We start from the raw sequence: 20,933 nt of genomic DNA on the forward strand, positions 1-20,933 counted from the left end.
CTCACCGGGCGGCTTTTTATTGCCGACGCCGGATGTACGCGCGGCGATACCATCCCTTGCGCGCATGTCGCTGCGAGGTTGATCAAGCCGCTCGCCGGAGCGTCCTCTACGGCGAGCGGCTTTTGTTTTGCCCAATCGAAAATCTAACAAAGGTTAGCCAATGTCTTGGACTGCCCGCGAATATGCCGTGGCGGAAGCCGCCCGCGTGGCGGGGATCCACCGCGCTCACCTCGACGTCATCATCAATCGAACGAAACCTTTATCGCCGCTCTTTTCCGAAAAGCGAAAAGGTCGACGCTGGTTCTCCGCCAAAGACATCACCGTCTTGCGGGTGGCCTACGAGCTTGACCGCGCCGGCCGCAATTGGCCAACCGCCATAGCGCAAGCGTTCGAACACCTTGCCACGCCACCGCCCGGTGACGCGCTTCTTGTCGTCCCTGTCCTGTCGGTGTCGTCGACATCGGGACGCATGCTGTCGGGCCTGCCTGTCCTGCCTGGCAGCAGTTCGATGATCGTCCTGCCGGTCGGCAAGATCACTGACGACATCGTTGCGGCATGCGAACACATAAAGGAGACCGCCGTTGTGGCCGTTTCAGAATAAAACCCCTCCCGCCGTCGAAACCAAATCCCTGGGCGATCCGACGGCGGAACTGCTCGAACTCTTCGGTGCCATGCCCGCTGGCACGTCGATCAGCAATGCCGAGGCGCTTTCAGTTCCAGCCGTCTCTGCTGCTGTGCGCATCATCTCAGAAGCTGCGGCCAGCCTGGACTTGAAACTCAAGCGCAAGGTCGGTGACGCTGAAGAAGATGTAACGGACCATCCCGGCCTGAAGCTTCTCACAGGCCAGGCCAACGGCTGGACGAGCGGCTTTGAGATCATTCGCGATCTTGTCGCTGGTGCCCTGACCAAGGATACCGGCGCGCTTTGCTATGTCACCAAGGTGAACGGCGAGCCGCGCGAAATGATCGTCTATCGAGACGGCATCATAGGGGTAGACGAAGACGATAAGACCGGCGAACCGAAATACCGGATTGGCGGGCAGTTCGCTTCATCGAAGAACATCATGCGTGTCCGCGGCCCATTCACGCGATGCCCACTGTCCATGGCCCGCAGCGCCATCAGCACGGCCAGTGCTATGGAAGGCTATGCAAATGGCCTATGGACGAACGGCGCCCGCCCTGGCGGGGTTATCGAAACCCCTCAAAAACTAGGGTCTGATGGCGTCAAGGCGTTGCTGGCCGGCTGGAAGGCGGCGTTCAGCGGCAAGGCGAACGCTGGCAAAACCGCCGTGCTCTATGAAGGCGCCGTTTACAAGCAGATGGCGCTAACCAGCGTCGATGGCGAGTTCACGGCCAGCCGGACCTTCCAGATACTCGAGGTGGCGCGCGCATTCAGAGTCCCACCGGGCATGCTCTTTGAGCTGACCCGCAACACGTGGGGTAACTCCGAACAGCAAGCCAAGGAATTCATCCAATACACGCTGATTCCGTGGCTGCGGATCCTTGAGGCCGCCTTCAATCGCACGCTCCTGTCTGAAGAGGAGCGCGGCGAATATCGCTTTGCCTTCGACATTGACGACACCAGCCAAGCCGACCTCACGGCGCGCGCTACGGCCATCAGCACTCTTATCACGGCACGGGTTCTAAATCCGAACGAAGCCCGCGACTGGCTCGGTATGCCACCTCGTGACGGCGGCAACGAGTTCGCCAATCCGGCGATCGACACGGCGAAACCAGCCGCGAACGACAACACACCATCACCGAAAGAAGCCGCCAATGGCAAATAGTCCCGGAACGCTTATCGAACTCGACACAAAGGCCATTGCCGAGGACGGCACATTCACCGGCTACGCCAGCGTCTTCGGCGTCAAAGACCGTGGTCGGGACGTCGTCATGCCAGGCGCCTTCAAGAAGTCGCTAGCGGCCTACCCGCCCGGCAAGGTCAAGATGCTTCTCCAGCACGATACGCGCGAGCCTGTCGGCATCTGGCTGAAGTTTGAGGAAGACGCCAAGGGGCTCAAGGCCACCGGGCGCCTCATTCTTGAAACGGTCAAAGGGCGCGAAACCTACGAGCTGATGAAAGCGGGCGCTTATGACTCCCTGTCCATCGGCTTCCGGACGGTACGCGACGAACTGGACCGCAAGCAGGGTGCTCGCCTCCTGCACGAAGTCGAACTTCGCGAGGTGTCCATCGTGACGTTCGCGATGAACGAAGCGGCGACCATTTCAGCCGTCAAGCAACAGGCCGCCAGCTTTTCAGAGCTCGTCGCCGCCATCAATGACACCACCCGCAAAATCAAGGAATCAAAATGAGCGCTGCTCTTAAACTCGAAACCAAGTCCGAATCCGAAGATACGATCGTCGAAGTCAAAACGGCGCTCGAGACACTCACTACCGAGGTCAAGGCCAAAGCAGACAACGACAACAAGCTTGTCGCTCGCATTACCGAGCTTGAAACGAAGCTCGCCCGCCCGAACATCATTCGCGCAGCCAATGACAATGAGCCGTCGGCTGAGCAGAAGTCGTTCGAAGCCTATCTCCGCACTGGCGACAAAGCCGGCCCTGAAGAACTTAAGACCCTCACGGTTTCGAGCGATCCACAGGGCGGTTACCTCGCTCCCGCAGAAATGTCGACCGAATTCGTTCGCAACCTGGTCCAGTTCTCCCCGATCCGTGCCGTTGCCAGTGTCCGCTCGACGAGCTCGCCTTCCGTGATTTACCCGGCCCGTACCGGCGTCACGAACGCGAAGTGGAAGGGCGAAACCCAGTCACAGGAGGCCAGCGAACCGAGTTTCGGTCAGGCTGAAATCCCGGTCAACGAGGTCAACACCTACGTCGACATTTCGAATCAGCTGCTTGCTGACTCGGCCGGCTCCGCAGAGCAGGAAGTTCGCCTCGCGCTCGCTGAAGACTTCGGTCAGAAGGAGGCCGCTGCGTTCCTCACGGGTACCGGCTCCAACATGCCGAAGGGCCTTTTCGTCGACACGGCGATCACGTCCTATGCTGCGGCTGCCGCTGCCGCTCTTGCCGCGGATGACCTGATCAACGTTTATTATGACATGCCCGCCGCCTACCGGGCTGCCGGCACCTGGGGAATGAACAGCAAGACTCTCGCCGCTGTTCGCAAGTTGAAGGAAAGCGGTACGGGCTCGTACATCTGGCAGCCGGCCCTAACTCTAGGCCAGCCTGAAACTATTTTGGGCCGTCCGGTTATCGAACTGATCGAGGCTGACGATATCGGCGCCAACAAGTCTCCGGTTATCTTCGGCGATTTCAGCGGCTACCGCATCGTCGATCGTCTTGCCCTGTCCATCCTCGTCAATCCGTACATCAAAGCCACGGAAGGCATTACCCGCTTTCACGCTACCCGACGGGTGGGTGGCGCTGTGCTTCAGGCTGCGAAGTTCCGGAAGCTGAAGAACCCGGCGTAAAGCCCTCCGAGCTTTCCCACTATTCGGGCGGCCACTGCGCCGCCCTCCTCATTTTCTAGGAGAATAATATGCGTTCACTCGCAGCTAATATCGGCGCGCGTTCGTCGATCGATCCCGCAGTACAGTCTGCTTCCGCCAACGGCACCGGCATTGACACGCTCGGCTTTGGCAGCTTGGCGTTTCTCGTCCAGACCGGCGCGATTGTCGGTTCTGGCGCGTTCGGTGTCACACTCGAAGACTCCGACGATAACGTCACCTTCGCAGCCGTCGCTGCCGAACAGGTCAAGAGCAACGCCCCGGCCGTGCTCACCGCAAGCGGCACGTTCAAAGTCGGCTATCACGGGTTCAAACGCTATGTGCGCCCTGTGCTGACCAAGGCATCCGGAACGTCTATTGCGGCAGGTGTCGCTGCGGTCCTGGGCCGTGCGGCGAGCCGACCGGTCGCCTAACCCAATCCGGCGGGACGATGTGGGGCGCGAGCGGCGCCTGAAGATCATGGTGGCCCGCCAATCTCTTCTTCCATCATGATCACGCTAAGCGGCTGGTAACCGCGTGGCGGCGGTCGGGGTGATCCCGGCCGCCTTCATCTCAAGGAACATCAATGCCAAACGTTATTTGCCCTTGTGGCTTTAGCGTGCCCAAGGGTACGCGATGCGATTGCTCCACCAAGCGAGCAGCAGCCCGTCAGCGCGAGCTTGACGCAGCACGCGGCAGTGCGGCCAGTCGTGGTTATGATGGCAAGTGGGCCAAGGAAAGCAAAGCCTGGCTCGCTGCTCTTGGTAGCCCATTGTGCGCCTGTGGTTGCGGTCGGCCTGCTAACATGGTCGATCACATCATCGCGCCAAAGGGTGACAAGAAGCTGTTCTGGTCTCGCAGCAACTGGCAGCCATACCACGACATCTGCAACCGTCGTAAGGCGATCAAGAGTGAAGGTGGCTTTGGGCGTTAGATACTGTTCATCAGCCTCTTCAACTTGCTGATGGCATCATCGAGCTCGCGTCTTGCCTTGTCTAGATCCTCATTGCGGATCGCTCTCTCGCAATCATCGAGTTCATTGCGGAGCACGCGTCTAAGCGTCTCCCTGACTTCGTCTGCATCCATTCTCGCCTCCCAATGCTGCCGCAGCCTCGCACAACCGGGGGTCGGTCGTCAATTTCCCCCCAAACGGGTTGGACCAGCGTGGGTGGCTTCTTCGGTATAACCTCTAATTGGGAATTTCATCCTATGGCAATCGTCGACCTTGTCGCCGCAAAGGCGCACCTGCGCATCACTTTCAGCGATGACGACAACCTCATCGAGGGCAAGATCGAGGCCGCGCAGGCCCATCTGGAGTCCCTGCTCGGCTATGAAATCGAAACCGAGTTCCCGACAGTGCCAGACGACTTTAAGCAGGCTGTCCTGGCGCTCGTGGGCCATTGGTATGAGAACCGAGAGGCCACCGGTGAAAACCTTTTTGAAGCGCCCTTTTCCGTTTGGGATGTTGTCCGGGAGCGCCGCTCCTATGCGTGGGAGTGACCGATGGCCCGTGGACGAAAGGCGGCCGTAACGGCCCTCGACGGCGCGCTTTCCTCAGCCCCGCCCGCGCCCAAGTGGCTGCCTTCGCACGCGAAAGCAGAATGGCGCCGCGTTGTGCCGCAGCTTGTCGTCGATCGGAAGATTGCCGCGCACGAACTTGGCACGGTCGAAGCCTACTGCCTGGCCGTAGCGAACATGCGGACGGCCGAGGCGATCGTGTCCAAGGATGGCCCGACCTACGTCTCGCCGACCGGTGAATTGAAGCGACACCCCGCCACAACCCTTGTCAAGGAAGCCGTGGAAGCCTCTCGCAGGCTGGCCGCAGAGCTTGGTTTGACGCCAGCCAGCAGAACAAAGAACAAGGGAGGCGCCGTTGGAAGTGATGAAGACGACGCCCTTGGCGACATCTAGCTACCCATCATGGGTCTTCGACGACACTCTTATCCCGGATCCGCACGGGAAAGGTGAGCGAGCGGTAGCCTTCCTGAAGGCGCTGCGACATCCGAAATCGACGGCGCCGGGCCGGGCTTTTCAGCTAGACCGGTGGCAAGAGCGGATCATTCGCAAGGTCTACGGTGACACCAAGCCAGACGGCACGCGGCGCATCAAGACTGTTTTTGCGCTCATCCCGCGAGGTAATCGGAAGACCACGCTTGGCGCTGCGTTGGCAATGCTGCATCTCGGCCCGGAACGTATTCCCGGATCGCAGGTGGTGTCAGCCGCCGTGGACCGAGACCAGGCGCGTATTGCCCTGGAAGAAATGAAGGGCGTTATCGGCGCCCACCCGCGGCTTGAGGAAGCGTTTGCGGTTCAAGATACCAAGAACAGAATCACGCACCGGAAGAGCAGCGCCCACTACCGGGCGATGTCCGCAGATGCTGCCACGGCGCATGGACGCACGCCCGTGTTCGCGCTCGTTGACGAGCTGCATGCGTGGAAAAAACGTGACTTATGGGATGCCATCAAGACGGGCCTGGTGAAGACGCCAGGCAGTTTGCTCGTTGTCACCACAACGGCCGGCATCGGCCATGAGAACATTGCATATGAGATGTACCGCTATGCCAAGGCGGTGGCGGCTGGTCAGATCGAAGACGACGCGTTTCTTCCGATCCTCTTTGAAGCCGGTCCGGACGAAGACTGGCGCGATGAGGCGGTTTGGCACCGTGTAAACCCGGGCTTGTCTTGCATTCCGCCCTACCCCGATATCGACGGCATGCGGCAAATGGTGCGGGAAGCCGAGCACCGGCCGGCAGATAGGGAGATGTTCCGGCAGCTTCACCTTAACGTGTGGCTGGACGGTGCGGCGAATCCTGAGTGGTCGCTCGATATATGGGACGAAAACGCGGGCGAACTTGACCTTTCATCTCTTGAGGGGCGGCCAGCGTGGATTGGCGTCGACCTCGCCAAGCGCATCGACCTCGCCGCGGTCGCCATGGCGGTTCCCATGGAAGACGGACGGATTGCGCTGCATGTGCAAACCTTCTGCCCCGAAGGAGCGATCCGCCGGCGCACGGATGGCGTGCCATACGCTTTATGGAGGGATCAGGGCTGGCTCACGGCCACGCCTGGCGACACGATCGACCTCGAGATGATCGAGACGTATATTCGCGAACTCTCCGAACGCTTCCAAGTCGAGGAAGTTGCCTTTGACAGGTGGCACGCACAAGACGTGATGAAGAGCCTGGAGGAGGACGGCATGCCCGTTGCGGAGTTCCCGCAGAACATTTCGACGTTTGCCCGGCCTGTGATCGACTTCGAGGCCACCATGTTCGACCGAAAATTCGTTCATGGCGGCAATCCGATGCTCCGATGGGCGGTCGGCAACGTCGTTCTGTACGCCGATGCCAGCGGCAACCGACGGCCCGTAAAAGAGCGGTCCATCGACAAGATCGACCCGGCAGTCGCAGCAATCATCGCCTCTGGCCGGGCCATTCAGGGCGCTTCTGGGCGTAGCTCATATGAAGATGCGGACTTGACAGACCTCAGCCTGTTTGCGGTTTAGCGGTCACCGTGTATTCAGAATTCGTCGCCTTCGCTGAAGTCGAGATAGATCGTTCCGACCGGCTTTCCGACGCTGTCTTTGACTTCGTGATGGCCGTCCTCGAACTCGTTTTTTTCGATGCTATCAGCCAAAGCGCGGAGCACGTCTGCCGCCCATTTGTTCACAACGGCGGGTGAAGGCCCGGCGAAGTTCAGCTCTACGTCACACTTGAGGTATTGCGTGAGGTTATCATCCATGACCCCGCTCTCTCCGTTTGGGCAAAGGCGATGAAGATGTCCAGCCACCATTCAACCGGCAGGTCGTGGGCTTCTCAAGATTGATTTTTAACAATGAGAGCGAAGGAGGCGAACGACGAGTATTCAAGCTTGCTCTTATCGCCGAACCATTGGCAATAGACGGTGTCACCGTCAATGTCCGATTCTACTTCGGTTACGGTCATTAGTGGACCGCCCGACTTCAGCTGCACTACCCAGCCTTTTTGCATTTTTACCACGTTTTCCGACATTGGTTCGTCCTAGGTTTGATTTGTTGGTCGATGCATCACTCGCACCACGCGAAGGCAATGTCGAGATATCCCGCAGGTATTTCACAGGTTGTGCTACCGCTCCGTCGGTTTCGGGTCGTGATACTCGATCTTTATCGGGATGTCGGTCATTGCGTAGTGGACGAACTGGTCTCCTAGCGCTGTCAGCTCGTAGTATTCGCTATCATCGAAAGCTGATTTATGAACGTTGCCAGTGCTGGTGCTCCGAGGGCGCGAGGAGTTTTTTATGAAGTTGCCAGCGTAGTCGACTTCTCGATGCTGTCTGATAATACCGCCGGTGGAGAGATCGCGTATCAAAAGCTTGAATAGGTCGGCTTCCGGCGAGTCCTCCCTGACTGGTGCACGCCCTAAAGCCTGCCATATCCTGCCGCGAGTAATCCCGTTCTGGTTATAGATTTTGCCGATTACGGTTAAGTGCAATTCCGAGAAGTTTTTGATCCAGTCCATGAACAAGCGGATAACATCGTCACTGCAGACTGTTGACGACGCGGCATTAGCTAGGAGATTGCGGACGAAACTCCGCTTATCTTCGCTTTCTGCTCCCGCCCAATCACGGAAGGATTTTCTAAGTAGCGATTGAAATTCGGGAGACTGAATGCGATCCGCAATCTTTTCATCATGCAGATCAAGACGCTGCATAATCTCAAGGATTGTCTTCTCTTTTTCGCCCATCTCAGCACGCAGCATATCGATCCAGTGGCGGAAGAAATCGTTCGCGCGCTCTTGTTCGTGCTCACCCCAGGCGCCCGCCGCTGCAGAGATAAGGCCGCCAGCGAAGGGTATCATGCCGCCGGCGGCGTTCAGCGCCCCGCGGATGTACTTGCCGCCCTTGGCGCCCTCTGGGAAATCCTTATCTTCCTGGTCGCTCATGCTGATCGCTGTGAATCGTGGAACACGTAAACCAAAGATTGCACCACGCAGGCGCGATGTCGAGGCAGCAAAAACTATCCACAGGTTGCGACGCAAAGTCATAGAAGATGGTTGAACGCAGGCTAGATTTGGCTCAGTAATCGACGGCACAAGGTTGAGGAGAAGATGAGTCATGAAAATTTGCGGCGTTCAGATTAAATCTAAAGACGCCTTGTTCGCGCTGGTCGATAATGCAGGAAATATTCCCGCTCATGTTGTCTCATCTACTAAGAAACTTACCTTGGGTAATGATGAGGAAACAGCATCCCTAGAATCGTTTCTCCATTCTGCAAAGAACTTCTTTCGTGAAAACGGCGTGGAAAAGATCGTTATTAAAATTAGGCCAGGCGGTCACATGCAGGCATCACCGGTGACCTACAAAATCGAGACACTTCTTCAACTTGCCTGCCAACAAGTCGTTTTCATACACGATGCGACAGTCAGAGCCGCCCTGAAGAAAACCAACTCCATCGCCTCTCCGCAGACATGCCTCACCTATCAACGGGATGCCTATGAGGCCGCGGCGGCGCATTTGTGGTCGCTGGACAGAAAATAATGCCGATAGACTACTCCAAATTTCCGGCCGAGATTGTTCCCACAATACGCTCGCTTGAGAAGGATATTGATTTTGAGAGAGCTAGCGAAAAGGGCGCCAATGGCTACGTCCTGTTCGGCCAAAACCGTCTTTTAGAACGAAGCGTCGTTATAAAATTTTACTTCTGGGAAAATGGCGACCACATAGAACCTAAACGACTGGCACAATTGGAACACGACCATGTAGTGAAAATCTATGATGCTCAGTCAATCGATGACGATTACGCGTTTTACATGATGCGTCATTGTGATGGCGGCGACATCGACAATCATCTGTTTGCGGGAAAAATTGGACTTATCAAAGCTACCGACCTCACTACGCAGGTGGCATCGGCGGTGAGCTTTTTACACGCTGAAGGTTTTCTCCACCGGGATCTGAAGCCGGAGAACATATTTTTGGACAATGATCGCTGCGTGATCGGCGATTTCGGTTCGGTCGTTGAACAAGGTGAAACTGGATCAGCGGTATCTTTGACGAAACATTCTTTGCTTTACAGGCCCCCGGAACTCTTCGTAGCGAACACATATTACAGGGCTGGCGACGTCTACCAGTTGGGAATATTCTACTACCAAATGCTAGGCGGTTTTCTCCCCTATGGTGAACGTGACTGGCTGTCGGTCAAGGAACAGATAAAATACGACGAACTGCAAGGATATGAACAGCAACTGTTTTCCGCGAATGCCATTGAGAAGAAAATCAAAGCTGGTCGTCTGCTAGACTACGACAGCTTGCCTGCTTACGTGCCTAAAGCGCTGGTGGCGATAATTCGGAAGGCGACCAGGGTCGTGTATGCGGACAGATACGACACCGTGGCTGATTTCTGCGCTGCACTGACGAACGCGCGAGCCGCGATCCCGGATTGGACCGAAATCGATTGGCCCACGCTCCGAAGAGACAACAAGACAATCCGGCTCGTTAAGGAAAAAGCAGACTGGGTGATCGAGAAAGATTCTGGGACGGGATGGCGGCGAGATCGAAAAAATTCATTCACGTCTTTTAGGAAAGCAGTTGAGCACGCTGAAGCGATTTGACAACTTAAATAACTTGGAACATAAAGCGAACAAACGAGGAGCGCACATGAGCACGAAATTTATTGTTGTGTCATTCGGCATGATCGCTGCGGCTGTCGCCCCACAACGAACGATTCCAGCCTCAACGGATACTGGCGCGCTGCGAATCGCAGCAGCAATTGCGCCGCGCTGGGCAGGTGTAGCCGCCTACGCTGTCGAAGTTAATGACGATACTGGGCTCGCCGCAGCGCCGCGTTTGTTAAAGAGCTTTGGAAAAACCGCTGAATTGAATCCGGCCTAAAGACGGTCAAAAGCCCGCCGAGCTTGGGAGCTCGGTCGCTTGACTTCCCGTTGGGTTTCGCGCAAAAATTGCTCGCGGCTACCAACCGAAGCGGACTCACCACCCGCGCGCATTCCACCACAGTAGGAGACGAAGCATGGCAACGGTTTTAACCGGCCGACTTCGCTCGGCCTATTTGTGGAGTATTAGGCAGTGCGTGAACGGATTGAAAATCTCATTGAGCAACTAATCGAACTGCTGGACCGTCTCGACGGCGATCCAGATATTGAGGTCGATCCAGCGGAAGACGGAGTAGCCGACTTCGATGGCTTGATTGAGCAGATCGCACTTCCCGGCTTCCGCGACGTAACCGTATGAAGCGGGCCGTCATTCTCGAAATTAAAGAACTGGCCGCTGGTGCTGGCGCCATCAGTTGGGAGCTTGTCCGAGAGGGCAAGCATCTGATCATCGATTTCCGATTCCCCGACCAGATAGTCCGGCAAGTCGTTGCGGCTACTCCATCTGGCCCCTCGGCTCGTCGAAATGAGGCGGCATGGCTGAGGCGGCAGGTCAGAATTTAGGGGTTCACCGTAGGCCGGCGCGATCACCACCTGCGCCAAGATCAGCAGCGCGCCGGCCGGTTCTAATTTCGGCTCGCCCTGGCCGAACCGCGGTCAGCCGTTCTTCCGCATGATCGGCTGATCGCTTCCAATTACCACGCCACCACACGTGCGCCGTCGGCCTCACCAGCCGGCGGTTTTTCATGTCAAGATGGCGTTTCGTGTGCGGAATTCGTCGGGCCGCTTCACGTAGTCGTCAGCAGTCAGCCAAAGGGTGCCAACTAACAGCGGTGTCTTAGGACCAACTCGATCGTCGTCGGTAGGATAACGGATTGGGAAGACCCTAGTCTCGGCATGCAATTCACCCAGCGCTGAGCGATATTCCTCGAATACCTCACGCGGATTGTTGATGTTCTCGGCGTCAGGAAACATGCCGCATGCAACAGCCTCTCGGTGCGTGATGTCCGCATTGCGCCCGGCGGCCAGTCTGAGTGGCTCAACGAGATCCACCGCCCACATATCATTGATTCGGTGACCGAACGCCCTGACCTTCGATTGGCCATTGTGAATGAGGCATCCCTTCAACAGTAGTTCAAGACCGTGCCCAGCGAGGTGAAGCGCAGGGGCAAAAAGCATATGGCTGCGCCCATCGACCATTTTGTTATCCAGGACACGGGCGGCTTCGAGGAAGCATTTCGCTCTACTAATAAACTTGCCCGCGTCGCTTTCATGGAAATCCTCATTCATGCTCGTCCCCATACCATGCGCCATTCATGTTCCACGGAATCCCCGCTACTCTAAGGAAAAGCCCGGAAAACATGGTAATTCTGGTTAAATCAGTGGCGCATGAAAAACCCGCATCAAAGGGCGGGCTCTTCTTTAAGTCATTGACTTTGCAGTGAAATTTTGGTGCCCCCGCCAGGGTTCGAACCCGGGACCCCCTGATTACAAATCAGGTGCTCTACCAACTGAGCTACAAGGGCAATAATTGCCCAACTAACAGATTCTGTGATTCTGTAAAGGGAAAATCCGCGTCTGCGTGGACTGGTCGGCTGCGGCTCAAAACGCTTCGCGATAGAAAACGTCCTTGTCGCACAAGGCCTTTATCCTTTAGCTAGGGCAGCATCATAAAGGGCATTGCATGGGCCGTTCATTTCAGACGCTTTCCTTTCTCGCCTCACCAACGACGGAGGCGCTTGCCGCGCGCGAGGAGTTGATTGGTCTCTATGGTGACGTACCGGCTGACGAAGCCGACGTCATCGTCGCGCTTGGCGGCGACGGTTTCATGCTGCAAACGCTGCACAACACCATGAACTCCGGCAAGCTGGTTTACGGCATGAATCGCGGCTCGGTCGGCTTCCTGATGAACGATTATCGTACCGATCGGCTTCAGGAGCGCATCTGTGTCGCCGTCGAAAACGTCTTCCGGCCATTGCAGATGACGACGGCCAACGCCGACGGCACCAACTCGACGGCGCTCGCCATCAACGAGGTCTATCTTTTTCGCCAGTCCTACCAAGCCGCGAATCTGCGGGTCATGGTGGATGGGCGCGTGCGTCTGGAGGAACTGATCTGCGACGGGCTGATGGTCGCGACACCCGCCGGATCGACGGCTTATAATCTTTCCGCCCATGGCCCGATCCTGCCGCTCGAGGCGCCGCTGCTCGCCATGACGCCGGTCAGCGCTTTCAGGCCGCGGCGCTGGAGGGGCGCTCTGCTGCCGAACAAGGTAACCGTCGATATCGACATTCTCGAGCCGGAGAAGCGGCCGGTGAATGCGGTGGCCGACAATACCGAGGTCAAGTCGGTGCTGCATATTCGCATCGCCCAGTCGGAGCATGTCACGGCGCGCATTCTGTCTGATCCCGACCGCTCCTGGTCCGACCGTATTCTCGCCGAGCAGTTCAAGGATTGAGACGATGGCAATGCGACGGATATTGATGACCAGCCTCCTGCTTGCGGGATGGAGCGTCACAGCAGAGGCCGCGCCGGCGCAGGATGCCCTCCTGCCGGCATCGGTGATTTTCGCGACCAGCACCGGCTATTGGGAGGACGACGGCAACGCACCTGATGTCGAGCGGGCGCCGACGGGCGCCGAGAGCGTTGCCAATCCCGAGGGAGAGGCCGCGCAGCGCCGCGGCTATTACAAGCTCTTTGCCGTGCGCCAGCCGGACAGGACCTCGAAGGTCTATCTGCAGAAGATTGCCCAGACCGAGACCGGCCCGGCGATCGCCTCGACCATCGAGTTGCAGGAGTTCAGCGACCTGAAACCTTACGTGACCGATATACGCCCCGAGAATTCGAACGGCATCATCAAGCAGCCGGGGCTCTTCGCCACAGTCTATCTGAAGACCGACCCTGCGGCGGAGCCGGATGGCTGGACCGTGCTGATCGACGAATTCGGCGACATCACCGTCGAGAAGGCGACGAATTAACGGCTGGGACGTGTTCAAAGGGGCATCCAAGAGATGACACTGGGATTTCGCGACGGCGTCCTCTACGACGAGAAGAGGTCGAACTGGGACGCCGCCGGCCCCAGACCCATCCGTTGGTCCCTCTGGTATCCCGCCGCCGATGACGCGCAAAGCGACGTCCCGGAAAGAAGCTGGTTCCAGAAGGCGGCCGTCGCCCGCAATGCACCCATCCGATCGGAGGCCGAGCCCTATCCTCTCGTGCTGTTGTCGCATGGCACCGGCGGATCCGCGGCCGGACTGGAGTGGCTGGCGCGACGCCTGGTCGATCGCGGATTTGCGGCGCTCGGCGTCAGCCACCACGGCAATACCGGCATCGAGCCCTATCGCGCCGAAGGCTTTGCCTGCCTTTGGGAGCGGGCGCCTGATCTAAGCTACATGCTCGACCACCGCGACGAGTGGCTCAGCGATCTCTCTGGCCATATCGATACGAACAGCGTCTTCGCAGCCGGGTTTTCGGCCGGAGCTTATAGCGTGATGCTGCTTCTTGGGGCTGTCGCCCAGTTCTCGCAGTTCGAACCGTCCAGGATGAAACCGGGTGGCGCGCGCGGACCAAGGGAGTTTCCCGACCTTGCCGATCATATCCCGGCATTGCTGCGCACTAGCGATGTGTTTCGCGATTCGTGGGGCCGCATGTCGAAGTCCTACCGAGATGACAGAATCAAGGCCGCCCTCATCTGCGCGCCGGGCCGGTCCGTTCTCGGCTTCAGCGAGGAAAGCCTGAAAGCTGTCGATGCGCCTGCCCTTGTCCTGGTCGGCGATGCCGACACGGCGGCACCGGCCGAAGAATGTTCATCATGGCTGCATGCGCGGCTGCGGCGCAGCGCTCTTAAAATCTTCGGCGGCGGCCTTGGGCATTATGTCTTCGTGCCAGAGGGTACGGCGCTCGGCCTTGCCTTTGCGGCAGAACTTTTTACCGATCCCCCGGGCATCAAGCGCGCAGCCGTTCATGACGAGATTGCCGATCTGTCGGCAGCGCTGTTTCAAGACAGCAGCCTCATCGCGGAAAAGGTCACGAATTGAGGATGCCCTCGGAACGAAGACGTATTTGCTCCGCGCAGGTAACCCTGCATGTGAATCCTGTCGCCGCTCCTACTCTTTCACCCTGTCGCCGGCGAAGGTTTCCTTCATCGCGCGCAGGATGATGACTGCCGAGGCCGCGCCTGGATCGATGTGTCCGAGCGACCTCTCGCCGAGCCGGGCCGCCCTCCCCCGAGTTGCAACCATCGAACGGGTCGAATTCGCGCCGGTTTCGGCCGCCGCCAATATGCTGGTCCACATTTCGAGGCTACCGGCCGCCCGCGCCCGTGCAGTGACGGCGGCTTCGGTTGCGGGAATCCAGGCATCGAGCATCGTCTTGTCGCCGCGCTGGCCCTTTCCACGCTCCCTGATGCCGGCCGTCATCGCTTCGACGATCGCCGCCTGATCGGCAGTTGAAAGGTGTTCGTCCTCTTTCAGGACCTGGGCGGCCCTGCGAAATGCCGTGGCGTAAAGCGGTCCCGTGGATGCACCGACGGCATTCAGAAAGGCTGTCGCCGCCGACGTGAACACCTCTGATGGAAGCATGTGGTCGAGGTCGAGTTTCGCGAGTTCCCCGTTCACCGCCGTGAAGCCGAGCACCATGGTAATTCCATGATCGGCGTCACCGATAGCCCCGTCCAGATCCGAGAGACGGTCCTTCTCCGCTGCGATCGCAACGGAGATGCGATGAAACATCCTGCTGAGGTGGCGCGCCGCGCTTTCCGACATCATGATCCTCCCAGTTCGAGCAGGATGCGGCCCGTGTCAGCCGGGCGCATCTCTTATACCTTCAGTTCGCGACCCGCAGGAACGCGGTATCGCAAGGATGATGCAACAATTCCGTCAATTCCTGATCGAGGTGCAAGATCGATATGGATGCACCGACCATATCGAGCGAGGTGCAATAGTGTCCCACCCAATTCGCTTCTATCGCGATGCCTTTCGCACTCAGCCGCTGCTCGACACGCCGGAAGAGAATATAGAGCTCCATCAGCGGCGTTGCGCCGAAGGAATTGACCAATACTGCGACGCGGTCGCCCGATGCCGGCTTCATTTCCGCGAATATGCGATCCATCACCCGATCGGTGATTTCATCGGCGGTCATCATCTTTTCGCGAATGACGCCAGGTTCACCATGGATGCCCATGCCGATCTCGATGTGGTCGGGGCCAATTTCAAAGTTGTGGCGACGGGTCTGGGGAAGCGAGCACGGTTCCAATGCAACGCCCATCGTAAATGTCCGTGCGTTGGCCTTGCGCGTCGCCGTTTCGCAGGCGGCAAGCGACAGGCCGCGGTCGCAGGCCGCTCCGGCGACCTTGAAGATGAAGAAATTGCCGGCGACGCCGCGCCGGCCCTCCCTGTCTTCCAGCGGCGATGAGGCGATGTCGTCCGTCGTCACGACCGTGCGGACCGCGATGTTTTCCTCCGCCGCCATCTCGGCTGCCATTTCGAAATTCATGACGTCGCCGGCGTAGTTGCCGTAGACGAAAAGCACACCCTCTCCGCCGGACGCCGCCCTGGTGCATTGAAGGATCGGGCCGGGAGGCGGCGACGAGAAGATATTGCCGACAGCAACGGCATCGGCAAGACCCTTCCCGACATAGCCGAAGAACGCAGGCTCGTGTCCCGTGCCGCCGCCGATCACAAGACCGACCTTGCCGGCGCGCGGTCCTGTCCGGGCAACGAGCGCACGGCGAGAACTGTCGACCGGCTCGAGATAGGCAGCGTGCGCCTTCACTGCCCCGTCGAGCATTTCCTCGACGACCTCGTCGGGATTGTTCAGAAATTTCTTGATGTGAGTGCGAAAACCGGTCGCTGGCGGCGGCGTGCCAATTTCGACCCTCGGGCGTTGCAAAAGCTTCTGGTCGACCTCCGTCACACCGTCCGCATGCAGGATGCCACGGCCCGTCGCGGCATCGGTGATCAGCACGTTGACGTAGCCGCCGCGAAGGGCTGCCAGGATTGCCGGCACCTTGTCGAAACCGCCGGCGACAGCGATACGCAGACCGATCCTCTTCAGCATGTCGAGTGATATTCCGATCGTGCGGTCGTCAAGCGGCCCGGCGACCGGGCGGCCCTGCCCGTCGATGAAACGTCCGGCGACGATGCCTGCGGCATCCTTCGCCAGATATTGCTGCAACGATACCGACTCGAAGAATCCGCTGGTATGGATGGTCGAATTCGGGCGCATGGAGGCGATACCGAAAATCACCTTGTTGGCGCGTGAAAGCGCCCCGAACTGACTTTCGATCAATGGCTCACGCAACAGGATATTACGGACATCCGGAGCGGATACGATCGCTGGAGATGCGATATTGATCAGCCGCGCGTCCACGGCATCGGCAAAGGCCGCTGCGCAAAGTTCGGGTGTATAGGCGAATGTCGCACTGGTTCCGCCGGTTGCCTGGACCACCGTGACGTCCTGCAGGCCGCTTATCGAGGTCTGCTCACCGACCGCCATGACCGTGCGGCCCCAGACGACGGCCAGCGTATCACCGGATTTCAAAAGCCTCTGCAGCGCCTGAGCGCCTGCGCGCCCGAGACGGTCGATGAGCGGGCGGGTATTGTCGTCGCTCGGAACGACGAGACAGTCCTGCAGACCGAAATGCCGTTTCAACTCCTGAGCAATCGTCAGCGAACTCAGGCGCGACGGCTCGATGGAGATATTGACGATACCGCGGGCGCGCGCATCGGCGAGATAACTGTTCACGGTTGCCCGCGAAATCCCCATGGTATCGGCAATGTCGCCCTGCGTCATGCCGTCCTCATAATAGAGCCAGCAGGCCCAGACATAGGGATCATCGCCAAACCGCAGCGGGATGGGCTCAGACGTATCGTCGGCGCTGTTTCGCACGCTACCGTTCTTCCGCGCTGATGATGTCTTGACGGTCATCCTGTCTGGCTTCCCTGCGAGGTTCAAATCGCCCGCGAAGATGAGCGTAAAGGCTCCGGTTTTCAACATTCTCCCGCACAATGATTTCCGGCCGCCAAAGCGGCCGGAAGGTGATGCTCGGGAGGATCACGGGCTCTCACCAAAGCCCGCTGTTTTTATGCGGATGGCCGAAGCTTTGCCTCGACGCCAAGTGCGAGCGACTGGAGGATAAGCGCGCAGGAGGTGGCGCCAGCATCCAGAACGCCAAGCGAACGTTCGCCGAGCCTGCTTGCCCGGCCGATTCTGGCCACTAGGTCGCGGGTGCTGTCGCGGCCGGCCTCCGCGGCGGAAACGAGAATATTCAGCGATTCCGCAAACGACTTTCCATCGCTATTGGCCAGATCGAACGCCTCTATGGCGGGTACGAGCGTATCGAGAAGGGTCTTGTCGCCGACTTTCGCGGATCCGATCGCCTGAATACCTTCAAGACCATTGTGCAGCATTGCGCTGAACATCCCCGCATCGATCTGTACAGCCTTTTCAATCGTTTCAGCGAACTGAATGAACATGACGCCGTAGAGCGGTCCCATGGAGCCGCCGATTTCCGTCATCAGCACTGTGCCGAGCGTGTCGAGAGCTTCTGCGAGCGACATGTCTGCGCCCTTGATCCGTTCGGCTGCCATGCCAAATCCCTTGGCCATGTTAACCCCGTGATCGCCGTCGCCGATCTTGCCGTCGATCTCGCTGAGATAAGCGCGATTCTCGATGATCCGATCCGCGAGCGAGAAAACGATGTCGCCCGAGGACGCGTTGTCAAATTGCTGCATTCGCCTGTCTCCCATCAAGGCATTGCCGGGCAGTGGACATCGACGTCGAGTAGCGTCTTCAACTCATCGTCAAGCGCCATGACGGTCAGCGTCGCACCGACCATTTCCAACGAGGTGAAGTAATTTCCGATATAGGTCTTGTAGATTTTCAGTCCGCGCCCGGTAATCTCGGTTTCGATGGTGTCGTGAAGGATATAGAGCTCGTTCAAGGGCGTCGCGCCAAGGCCGGAGACGATGATGGCCACCTCGGTTCCGGATGCCAGGCCGTGATCGTCCAGAACGATCCTGGCCATTTCGCGTGCGACCTCGGCGGCAGGCTTCAGCGGCTCGACCCGGACCCCCGGCTCGCCGTGATGGCCAATGCCGACCTCCATCGTGCCCGGCGCAATCTGGAAGTTGGGATGCCCGACGGCGGGCAGCGTGCAGGGACCGAGGCCGATGCCGATGGAGCGGCAATTGTCGATCGCTCTTTGCGCTGTCGCCTGCACTTCCTCAATGCTCGCCCCCTGCTCAGCTTTGGCACCCGCGCACTTCCACATGAATATTTCGCCGGCGACGCCGCGTCGCTTCTCACGCTCATCGGGTCCGGCCGAACATACGTCGTCATTGGCGACGACGGTCGCGATCGTGATGCCTTCCTTGGCGGCGAGCTTGATCGCCATCTTCACATTCATGTTGTCACCGGCATAATTGCCGTAGAGGCAGACAACGCCGTTGCCGCCATTGGCTTCGCGCGCGGCATCGAGAAAACTCTTGGCCGTCGGCGACGAAAAGAGCTCACCCACCGCGACGGCATCCAGCATGTTGCGTCCGGTATAGCCGATAAAGGCAGGCTCATGGCCGGAACCGCCACCGGTGATGACGCCGACCTTGCCCGCGACGGGCGCATGGCGCGCAACGATGACGCGCGGATTGCCGTTGCCGAGCCTGACCATATCGGCATGCGCCTTGACGAAGCCCTTGACCGTATCCTCGACGACCTCGTCCGGATTGTTGATAAACCGCTGCATGGTTCCTCCTGTTTTCCGCGTGTCAGACAATGGTATAGCCGCCATCGACCAGAAGATCCGCGCCGTTGATCATCTCGGCGCCGCTCGATGCCAGAAACACCGCCGCCGCAGCAATCTCCTCGGGATAGGCGAAGCGTCCCGTCGGGATGCGCTTCTTCAGCTCCTCGCCGCGCGGGTTATCCCAGGCCTTTCTTCCGAGCTCGGTCAGAACCACCGTCGGCGAAATCGTATTGACGGTTATGCCGTGTTTCCCCCACTCGGCGGCGAGCGTCTTGGAAAGACCGATGACGCCGAATTTGGAGGCGCAGTAAGCCACGTGCTGATCGATCGCGACCGTGCCGGCCTGCGAGGCGATATTGATGATCCTACCGCCCTTGCCGGCCTTGAGCATGACCCGGCCTACAGCCTGAGAGACGAGGAACGTTCCCTTAAGATTGATGTCGATGGTTCTGTCCCAGGCCTCCAGGGTGAGATCCTCGGCGGGGGCGAGCATGGCGACACCGGCGCTGTTGACGACGATGTCGATATGGGCGAAGGCCGCCTGCGCCGCAGCGATGACGGCTTCCACCGATTGCGGGTTGGAAACGTCGCAGACGAAGGATTTCGCGCCATTTCCGAGGGCGTCGGCCTTGGATTTCGCGACCGTTTCATTGATGTCGATGACGCCGACGACCGCGCCCTTGGCGGCAAATGCCGATGCGATGGCATCGCCGATACCGGAGGCGCCGCCCGTTACCAGGGCGACCTTGCCGCCCAGCGAAAAATTCAGATCAATCTGTTTTGAATCGGTCATGGATCTTTTCCCGGCTTGTCTGAGAAATGGGGCGGGCGAACCCGCCCCACCAAATGGATTATTTACGTGTCGCGAGCAGCTTGTCGACGTTTTCGGCCGTCACCGGCGTCCACGGCACGTTGTAGTTCTTGTCCTTGCCGTCGTTCCACGGCATGTCCTTGTAGGTCGCCCAGATATCGGACTGCGGCTTGTAGTCGCCCTTCCTGGCGTGGAAGATGGCAAGATCGAGAGCGCCCTGAGCCTGTGCCCGTGCGTCCTGCAGGATCGACGTCATCTCGCCGGCCTTGACGGCGCGAAGAGCGTCGGTGATGCCGTCGATGCCGGCGATCGCAAAGCTCTTCTCATCGAGCCCCGCAGCCTTGATCGCCTCGATGGCGCCAAGCGCCATCTCGTCGTTCTGGCCGATCACGCCGTTGATCTGTTTCGGGTGCGCGGTCAACCAGTTCTCCATCAGCGTCTGCGCTTCGGCACGTGACCAGTTCGCCGTCTGGTCTTCGAGGACCTTCACGTCAGGGCATTCGGCGAGCGCCTTCTTATTGCCTTCCAGGCGCGAGATCTGAGCGGACTGACCGACCGGGCCTTCGAGGATGACGACATTGCCCTTGCAGCCAAGCTTGTCGAGGACGGTCTTGGCTTCCATATAGCCCGAGATGGTATCGTCGGAACCGACATAGGAGGTCAGCAGGTCGGAATTGACGCGGGTGTTCGAACCGATCACCGGAATGCCGGCATCCACCGCCGACTGTACGGCTGCTGCGCCCGCATCGACGTCGATCGGTGCAAAGATGATCGCATTGTATTTCTGCGTGACCATCGTCTTGAACTGATCCTGCTGAACCAGCGCGTCATAGCGACCGTCGAAAACAGTCAGCTCGACCTCGCCGCTCTTGACAGCAGGATGCTCCTGCATCGCTGCCGCCCAGATCTGCATGAACTCCGCATTGAGGCCGTAAGGAGCTGCCCCGATCTTGATCTTTTCCTGGGCCACGGCCGACGAGGCCAGCAAGGCAGTTGCCGAAGCAAGCGCAATCATAAGCTTTCTCATTTCAATATCCTCCACTTTAAGTTTTAGCGGCCGGCATGGCTCGCCTCTG

The 20,933-nt window shown here is 58.8% G+C and carries 26 protein-coding genes and 1 tRNA gene; 15 read left to right on the top strand and 12 right to left on the bottom strand.

What is annotated here, in order from left to right; genetic code table 11:
• The first annotated feature begins 160 nt into the window (after positions 1 to 160).
• The 5 genes from FFM53_RS04055 to FFM53_RS04075 all read left to right on the top strand — a co-directional run bounded on the left by FFM53_RS04055 (position 161) and on the right by FFM53_RS04075 (position 3,880).
• On the top strand, positions 161 to 601 hold the full coding sequence (locus FFM53_RS04055; RefSeq protein WP_138387519.1) for a hypothetical protein: 441 nt from the start codon (positions 161 to 163) through the stop codon (positions 599 to 601).
• Positions 582 to 1,787: a phage portal protein gene (locus tag FFM53_RS04060; protein ID WP_246413084.1), complete on the top strand. Its 1,206-nt coding sequence runs from the start codon at positions 582 to 584 to the stop codon at positions 1,785 to 1,787. Before FFM53_RS04055 ends, FFM53_RS04060 begins: the two co-directional genes overlap by 20 nt.
• A complete protein-coding gene (locus FFM53_RS04065) occupies positions 1,777 to 2,313 on the top strand; it encodes an HK97 family phage prohead protease (RefSeq protein ID WP_138387520.1) in 537 nt (178 codons plus the stop codon). The genes FFM53_RS04060 and FFM53_RS04065 overlap by 11 nt, the downstream gene beginning before the upstream one ends.
• Complete coding sequence (locus FFM53_RS04070) at positions 2,310 to 3,431, top strand: phage major capsid protein (protein ID WP_138387521.1); 1,122 nt, start codon at positions 2,310 to 2,312, stop codon at positions 3,429 to 3,431. The genes FFM53_RS04065 and FFM53_RS04070 overlap by 4 nt, the downstream gene beginning before the upstream one ends.
• A 68-nt stretch (positions 3,432 to 3,499) precedes the next feature.
• The gene (locus tag FFM53_RS04075; RefSeq protein WP_138387522.1) at positions 3,500 to 3,880 is read left to right on the top strand and encodes a hypothetical protein; all 381 of its coding nucleotides are present in this window, start codon (positions 3,500 to 3,502) and stop codon (positions 3,878 to 3,880) included.
• Between the two features lie 496 nt (positions 3,881 to 4,376).
• On the opposite strand, the gene FFM53_RS04080 is transcribed toward FFM53_RS04075, so the two are convergent.
• Positions 4,377 to 4,532 (bottom strand): hypothetical protein, encoded by a 156-nt coding sequence (locus FFM53_RS04080; RefSeq protein ID WP_173883539.1) that lies wholly within the window; start codon positions 4,530 to 4,532, stop codon positions 4,377 to 4,379.
• A 123-nt stretch (positions 4,533 to 4,655) separates the two neighbouring features.
• Here FFM53_RS04080 and FFM53_RS04085 point away from each other — a divergent pair, with 123 nt between their 5' ends.
• From FFM53_RS04085 to FFM53_RS04095, 3 genes are read left to right on the top strand one after another with little or no spacing between them, the layout of a single operon-like run.
• Positions 4,656 to 4,946 (top strand): head-tail connector protein, encoded by a 291-nt coding sequence (locus FFM53_RS04085; protein ID WP_138387523.1) that lies wholly within the window; start codon positions 4,656 to 4,658, stop codon positions 4,944 to 4,946.
• 3 nt (positions 4,947 to 4,949) lie between these two features.
• The gene (locus FFM53_RS04090; protein WP_138387524.1) at positions 4,950 to 5,357 is read left to right on the top strand and encodes a phage terminase small subunit P27 family; all 408 of its coding nucleotides are present in this window, start codon (positions 4,950 to 4,952) and stop codon (positions 5,355 to 5,357) included.
• On the top strand, positions 5,329 to 6,948 hold the full coding sequence (locus FFM53_RS04095) for a terminase large subunit (RefSeq protein WP_173883641.1): 1,620 nt from the start codon (positions 5,329 to 5,331) through the stop codon (positions 6,946 to 6,948). The genes FFM53_RS04090 and FFM53_RS04095 overlap by 29 nt, the downstream gene beginning before the upstream one ends.
• A 14-nt stretch (positions 6,949 to 6,962) precedes the next feature.
• On the opposite strand, the gene FFM53_RS04100 is transcribed toward FFM53_RS04095, so the two are convergent.
• The 3 genes from FFM53_RS04100 to FFM53_RS04110 form a co-directional block, all read right to left on the bottom strand.
• Positions 6,963 to 7,184 (bottom strand): hypothetical protein, encoded by a 222-nt coding sequence (locus FFM53_RS04100; protein WP_138387525.1) that lies wholly within the window; start codon positions 7,182 to 7,184, stop codon positions 6,963 to 6,965.
• 74 nt (positions 7,185 to 7,258) lie between these two features.
• On the bottom strand, positions 7,259 to 7,453 hold the full coding sequence (locus tag FFM53_RS04105; RefSeq protein ID WP_210273017.1) for a DUF2158 domain-containing protein: 195 nt from the start codon (positions 7,451 to 7,453) through the stop codon (positions 7,259 to 7,261).
• Positions 7,454 to 7,546: 93 nt separating this feature from the next.
• Positions 7,547 to 8,536, bottom strand: coding sequence for a hypothetical protein (locus tag FFM53_RS04110; RefSeq protein WP_138387526.1), 990 nt, complete (start codon positions 8,534 to 8,536; stop codon positions 7,547 to 7,549).
• Between FFM53_RS04110 and FFM53_RS04115 the strand changes: the two genes are divergently transcribed.
• From FFM53_RS04115 to FFM53_RS04130, 4 genes are all read left to right on the top strand, one after another.
• A complete protein-coding gene (locus FFM53_RS04115) occupies positions 8,535 to 8,957 on the top strand; it encodes a DUF3010 family protein (protein ID WP_138387527.1) in 423 nt (140 codons plus the stop codon). The genes FFM53_RS04110 and FFM53_RS04115 overlap by 2 nt on opposite strands.
• Positions 8,957 to 10,027, top strand: a complete 1,071-nt coding sequence (locus FFM53_RS04120; protein WP_138387528.1) for a serine/threonine protein kinase — start codon at positions 8,957 to 8,959, stop codon at positions 10,025 to 10,027. Before FFM53_RS04115 ends, FFM53_RS04120 begins: the two co-directional genes overlap by 1 nt.
• Positions 10,005 to 10,307: a hypothetical protein gene (locus FFM53_RS04125; RefSeq protein ID WP_138387529.1), complete on the top strand. Its 303-nt coding sequence runs from the start codon at positions 10,005 to 10,007 to the stop codon at positions 10,305 to 10,307. Before FFM53_RS04120 ends, FFM53_RS04125 begins: the two co-directional genes overlap by 23 nt.
• A 192-nt stretch (positions 10,308 to 10,499) precedes the next feature.
• On the top strand, positions 10,500 to 10,664 hold the full coding sequence (locus FFM53_RS04130) for a hypothetical protein (protein WP_173883540.1): 165 nt from the start codon (positions 10,500 to 10,502) through the stop codon (positions 10,662 to 10,664).
• Between the two features lie 383 nt (positions 10,665 to 11,047).
• Here the strand turns inward: FFM53_RS04130 and FFM53_RS04135 are convergent, their stop codons facing one another.
• The gene (locus FFM53_RS04135; protein WP_138387530.1) at positions 11,048 to 11,593 is read right to left on the bottom strand and encodes a hypothetical protein; all 546 of its coding nucleotides are present in this window, start codon (positions 11,591 to 11,593) and stop codon (positions 11,048 to 11,050) included.
• 160 nt (positions 11,594 to 11,753) lie between these two features.
• A tRNA-Thr gene (locus FFM53_RS04140) sits at positions 11,754 to 11,829 on the bottom strand.
• Between the two features lie 158 nt (positions 11,830 to 11,987).
• Here FFM53_RS04140 and FFM53_RS04145 point away from each other — a divergent pair.
• From FFM53_RS04145 to FFM53_RS04155, 3 genes are read left to right on the top strand one after another with little or no spacing between them, the layout of a single operon-like run.
• Positions 11,988 to 12,761: an NAD kinase gene (locus FFM53_RS04145; RefSeq protein WP_017993642.1), complete on the top strand. Its 774-nt coding sequence runs from the start codon at positions 11,988 to 11,990 to the stop codon at positions 12,759 to 12,761.
• A 4-nt stretch (positions 12,762 to 12,765) separates the two neighbouring features.
• The gene (locus FFM53_RS04150; RefSeq protein ID WP_138328221.1) at positions 12,766 to 13,281 is read left to right on the top strand and encodes a hypothetical protein; all 516 of its coding nucleotides are present in this window, start codon (positions 12,766 to 12,768) and stop codon (positions 13,279 to 13,281) included.
• A gap of 33 nt (positions 13,282 to 13,314) precedes the next feature.
• Positions 13,315 to 14,340, top strand: coding sequence for an alpha/beta hydrolase family protein (locus FFM53_RS04155; RefSeq protein WP_138328222.1), 1,026 nt, complete (start codon positions 13,315 to 13,317; stop codon positions 14,338 to 14,340).
• Between the two features lie 69 nt (positions 14,341 to 14,409).
• Here the strand turns inward: FFM53_RS04155 and dhaL (FFM53_RS04160) are convergent, their stop codons facing one another.
• The 6 genes from dhaL (FFM53_RS04160) to FFM53_RS04185 all read right to left on the bottom strand — a co-directional run bounded on the left by dhaL (FFM53_RS04160) (position 14,410) and on the right by FFM53_RS04185 (position 20,884).
• Entirely contained in the window at positions 14,410 to 15,066 is a 657-nt protein-coding gene (gene dhaL / locus FFM53_RS04160; protein WP_138387531.1) for a dihydroxyacetone kinase subunit DhaL, read from the bottom strand.
• A 61-nt stretch (positions 15,067 to 15,127) separates the two neighbouring features.
• Positions 15,128 to 17,230, bottom strand: coding sequence for a bifunctional sugar-binding transcriptional regulator/dihydroxyacetone kinase subunit DhaK (locus FFM53_RS04165; RefSeq protein WP_138387532.1), 2,103 nt, complete (start codon positions 17,228 to 17,230; stop codon positions 15,128 to 15,130).
• A 155-nt stretch (positions 17,231 to 17,385) separates the two neighbouring features.
• Positions 17,386 to 18,036, bottom strand: a complete 651-nt coding sequence (gene dhaL / locus FFM53_RS04170) for a dihydroxyacetone kinase subunit DhaL (RefSeq protein WP_138387533.1) — start codon at positions 18,034 to 18,036, stop codon at positions 17,386 to 17,388.
• 14 nt (positions 18,037 to 18,050) lie between these two features.
• Positions 18,051 to 19,046, bottom strand: coding sequence for a dihydroxyacetone kinase subunit DhaK (locus FFM53_RS04175; RefSeq protein WP_138387534.1), 996 nt, complete (start codon positions 19,044 to 19,046; stop codon positions 18,051 to 18,053).
• A gap of 22 nt (positions 19,047 to 19,068) precedes the next feature.
• Positions 19,069 to 19,839, bottom strand: coding sequence for an SDR family oxidoreductase (locus tag FFM53_RS04180; RefSeq protein WP_011651407.1), 771 nt, complete (start codon positions 19,837 to 19,839; stop codon positions 19,069 to 19,071).
• A gap of 58 nt (positions 19,840 to 19,897) precedes the next feature.
• Positions 19,898 to 20,884 carry a substrate-binding domain-containing protein gene (locus tag FFM53_RS04185; RefSeq protein WP_138328227.1) on the bottom strand — a complete coding sequence of 329 codons (987 nt, stop codon included), beginning with the start codon at positions 20,882 to 20,884 and terminating at the stop codon, positions 19,898 to 19,900.
• Between the last annotated feature and the right edge of the window lie 49 nt (positions 20,885 to 20,933).

This window comes from Rhizobium indicum (assembly GCF_005862305.2).
GTDB lineage: Bacteria > Pseudomonadota > Alphaproteobacteria > Rhizobiales > Rhizobiaceae > Rhizobium > Rhizobium indicum.

What these genes read in the sequence shown, in the direction of transcription:
- FFM53_RS04055 (WP_138387519.1), top strand. Translation starts at nt 161, where the DNA reads ATGTCTTGGACTGCCCGCGAATATGCCGTGGCGGAAGCCGCCCGCGTG.
- FFM53_RS04065 (WP_138387520.1), top strand. Translation starts at nt 1,777, where the DNA reads ATGGCAAATAGTCCCGGAACGCTTATCGAACTCGACACAAAGGCCATT.
- FFM53_RS04070 (WP_138387521.1), top strand. Translation starts at nt 2,310, where the DNA reads ATGAGCGCTGCTCTTAAACTCGAAACCAAGTCCGAATCCGAAGATACG.
- FFM53_RS04075 (WP_138387522.1), top strand. Translation starts at nt 3,500, where the DNA reads ATGCGTTCACTCGCAGCTAATATCGGCGCGCGTTCGTCGATCGATCCC.
- FFM53_RS04080 (WP_173883539.1), bottom strand. Translation starts at nt 4,532, where the DNA reads ATGGATGCAGACGAAGTCAGGGAGACGCTTAGACGCGTGCTCCGCAAT.
- FFM53_RS04085 (WP_138387523.1), top strand. Translation starts at nt 4,656, where the DNA reads ATGGCAATCGTCGACCTTGTCGCCGCAAAGGCGCACCTGCGCATCACT.
- FFM53_RS04090 (WP_138387524.1), top strand. Translation starts at nt 4,950, where the DNA reads ATGGCCCGTGGACGAAAGGCGGCCGTAACGGCCCTCGACGGCGCGCTT.
- FFM53_RS04095 (WP_173883641.1), top strand. Translation starts at nt 5,329, where the DNA reads ATGAAGACGACGCCCTTGGCGACATCTAGCTACCCATCATGGGTCTTC.
- FFM53_RS04100 (WP_138387525.1), bottom strand. Translation starts at nt 7,184, where the DNA reads ATGGATGATAACCTCACGCAATACCTCAAGTGTGACGTAGAGCTGAAC.
- FFM53_RS04105 (WP_210273017.1), bottom strand. Translation starts at nt 7,453, where the DNA reads ATGTCGGAAAACGTGGTAAAAATGCAAAAAGGCTGGGTAGTGCAGCTG.
- FFM53_RS04115 (WP_138387527.1), top strand. Translation starts at nt 8,535, where the DNA reads ATGAAAATTTGCGGCGTTCAGATTAAATCTAAAGACGCCTTGTTCGCG.
- FFM53_RS04110 (WP_138387526.1), bottom strand. Translation starts at nt 8,536, where the DNA reads ATGACTCATCTTCTCCTCAACCTTGTGCCGTCGATTACTGAGCCAAAT.
- FFM53_RS04120 (WP_138387528.1), top strand. Translation starts at nt 8,957, where the DNA reads ATGCCGATAGACTACTCCAAATTTCCGGCCGAGATTGTTCCCACAATA.
- FFM53_RS04135 (WP_138387530.1), bottom strand. Translation starts at nt 11,593, where the DNA reads ATGAATGAGGATTTCCATGAAAGCGACGCGGGCAAGTTTATTAGTAGA.
- FFM53_RS04145 (WP_017993642.1), top strand. Translation starts at nt 11,988, where the DNA reads ATGGGCCGTTCATTTCAGACGCTTTCCTTTCTCGCCTCACCAACGACG.
- FFM53_RS04150 (WP_138328221.1), top strand. Translation starts at nt 12,766, where the DNA reads ATGGCAATGCGACGGATATTGATGACCAGCCTCCTGCTTGCGGGATGG.
- FFM53_RS04155 (WP_138328222.1), top strand. Translation starts at nt 13,315, where the DNA reads ATGACACTGGGATTTCGCGACGGCGTCCTCTACGACGAGAAGAGGTCG.
- dhaL (WP_138387531.1), bottom strand. Translation starts at nt 15,066, where the DNA reads ATGTCGGAAAGCGCGGCGCGCCACCTCAGCAGGATGTTTCATCGCATC.
- FFM53_RS04165 (WP_138387532.1), bottom strand. Translation starts at nt 17,230, where the DNA reads ATGACCGTCAAGACATCATCAGCGCGGAAGAACGGTAGCGTGCGAAAC.
- dhaL (WP_138387533.1), bottom strand. Translation starts at nt 18,036, where the DNA reads ATGCAGCAATTTGACAACGCGTCCTCGGGCGACATCGTTTTCTCGCTC.
- FFM53_RS04175 (WP_138387534.1), bottom strand. Translation starts at nt 19,046, where the DNA reads ATGCAGCGGTTTATCAACAATCCGGACGAGGTCGTCGAGGATACGGTC.
- FFM53_RS04180 (WP_011651407.1), bottom strand. Translation starts at nt 19,839, where the DNA reads ATGACCGATTCAAAACAGATTGATCTGAATTTTTCGCTGGGCGGCAAG.
- FFM53_RS04185 (WP_138328227.1), bottom strand. Translation starts at nt 20,884, where the DNA reads ATGAGAAAGCTTATGATTGCGCTTGCTTCGGCAACTGCCTTGCTGGCC.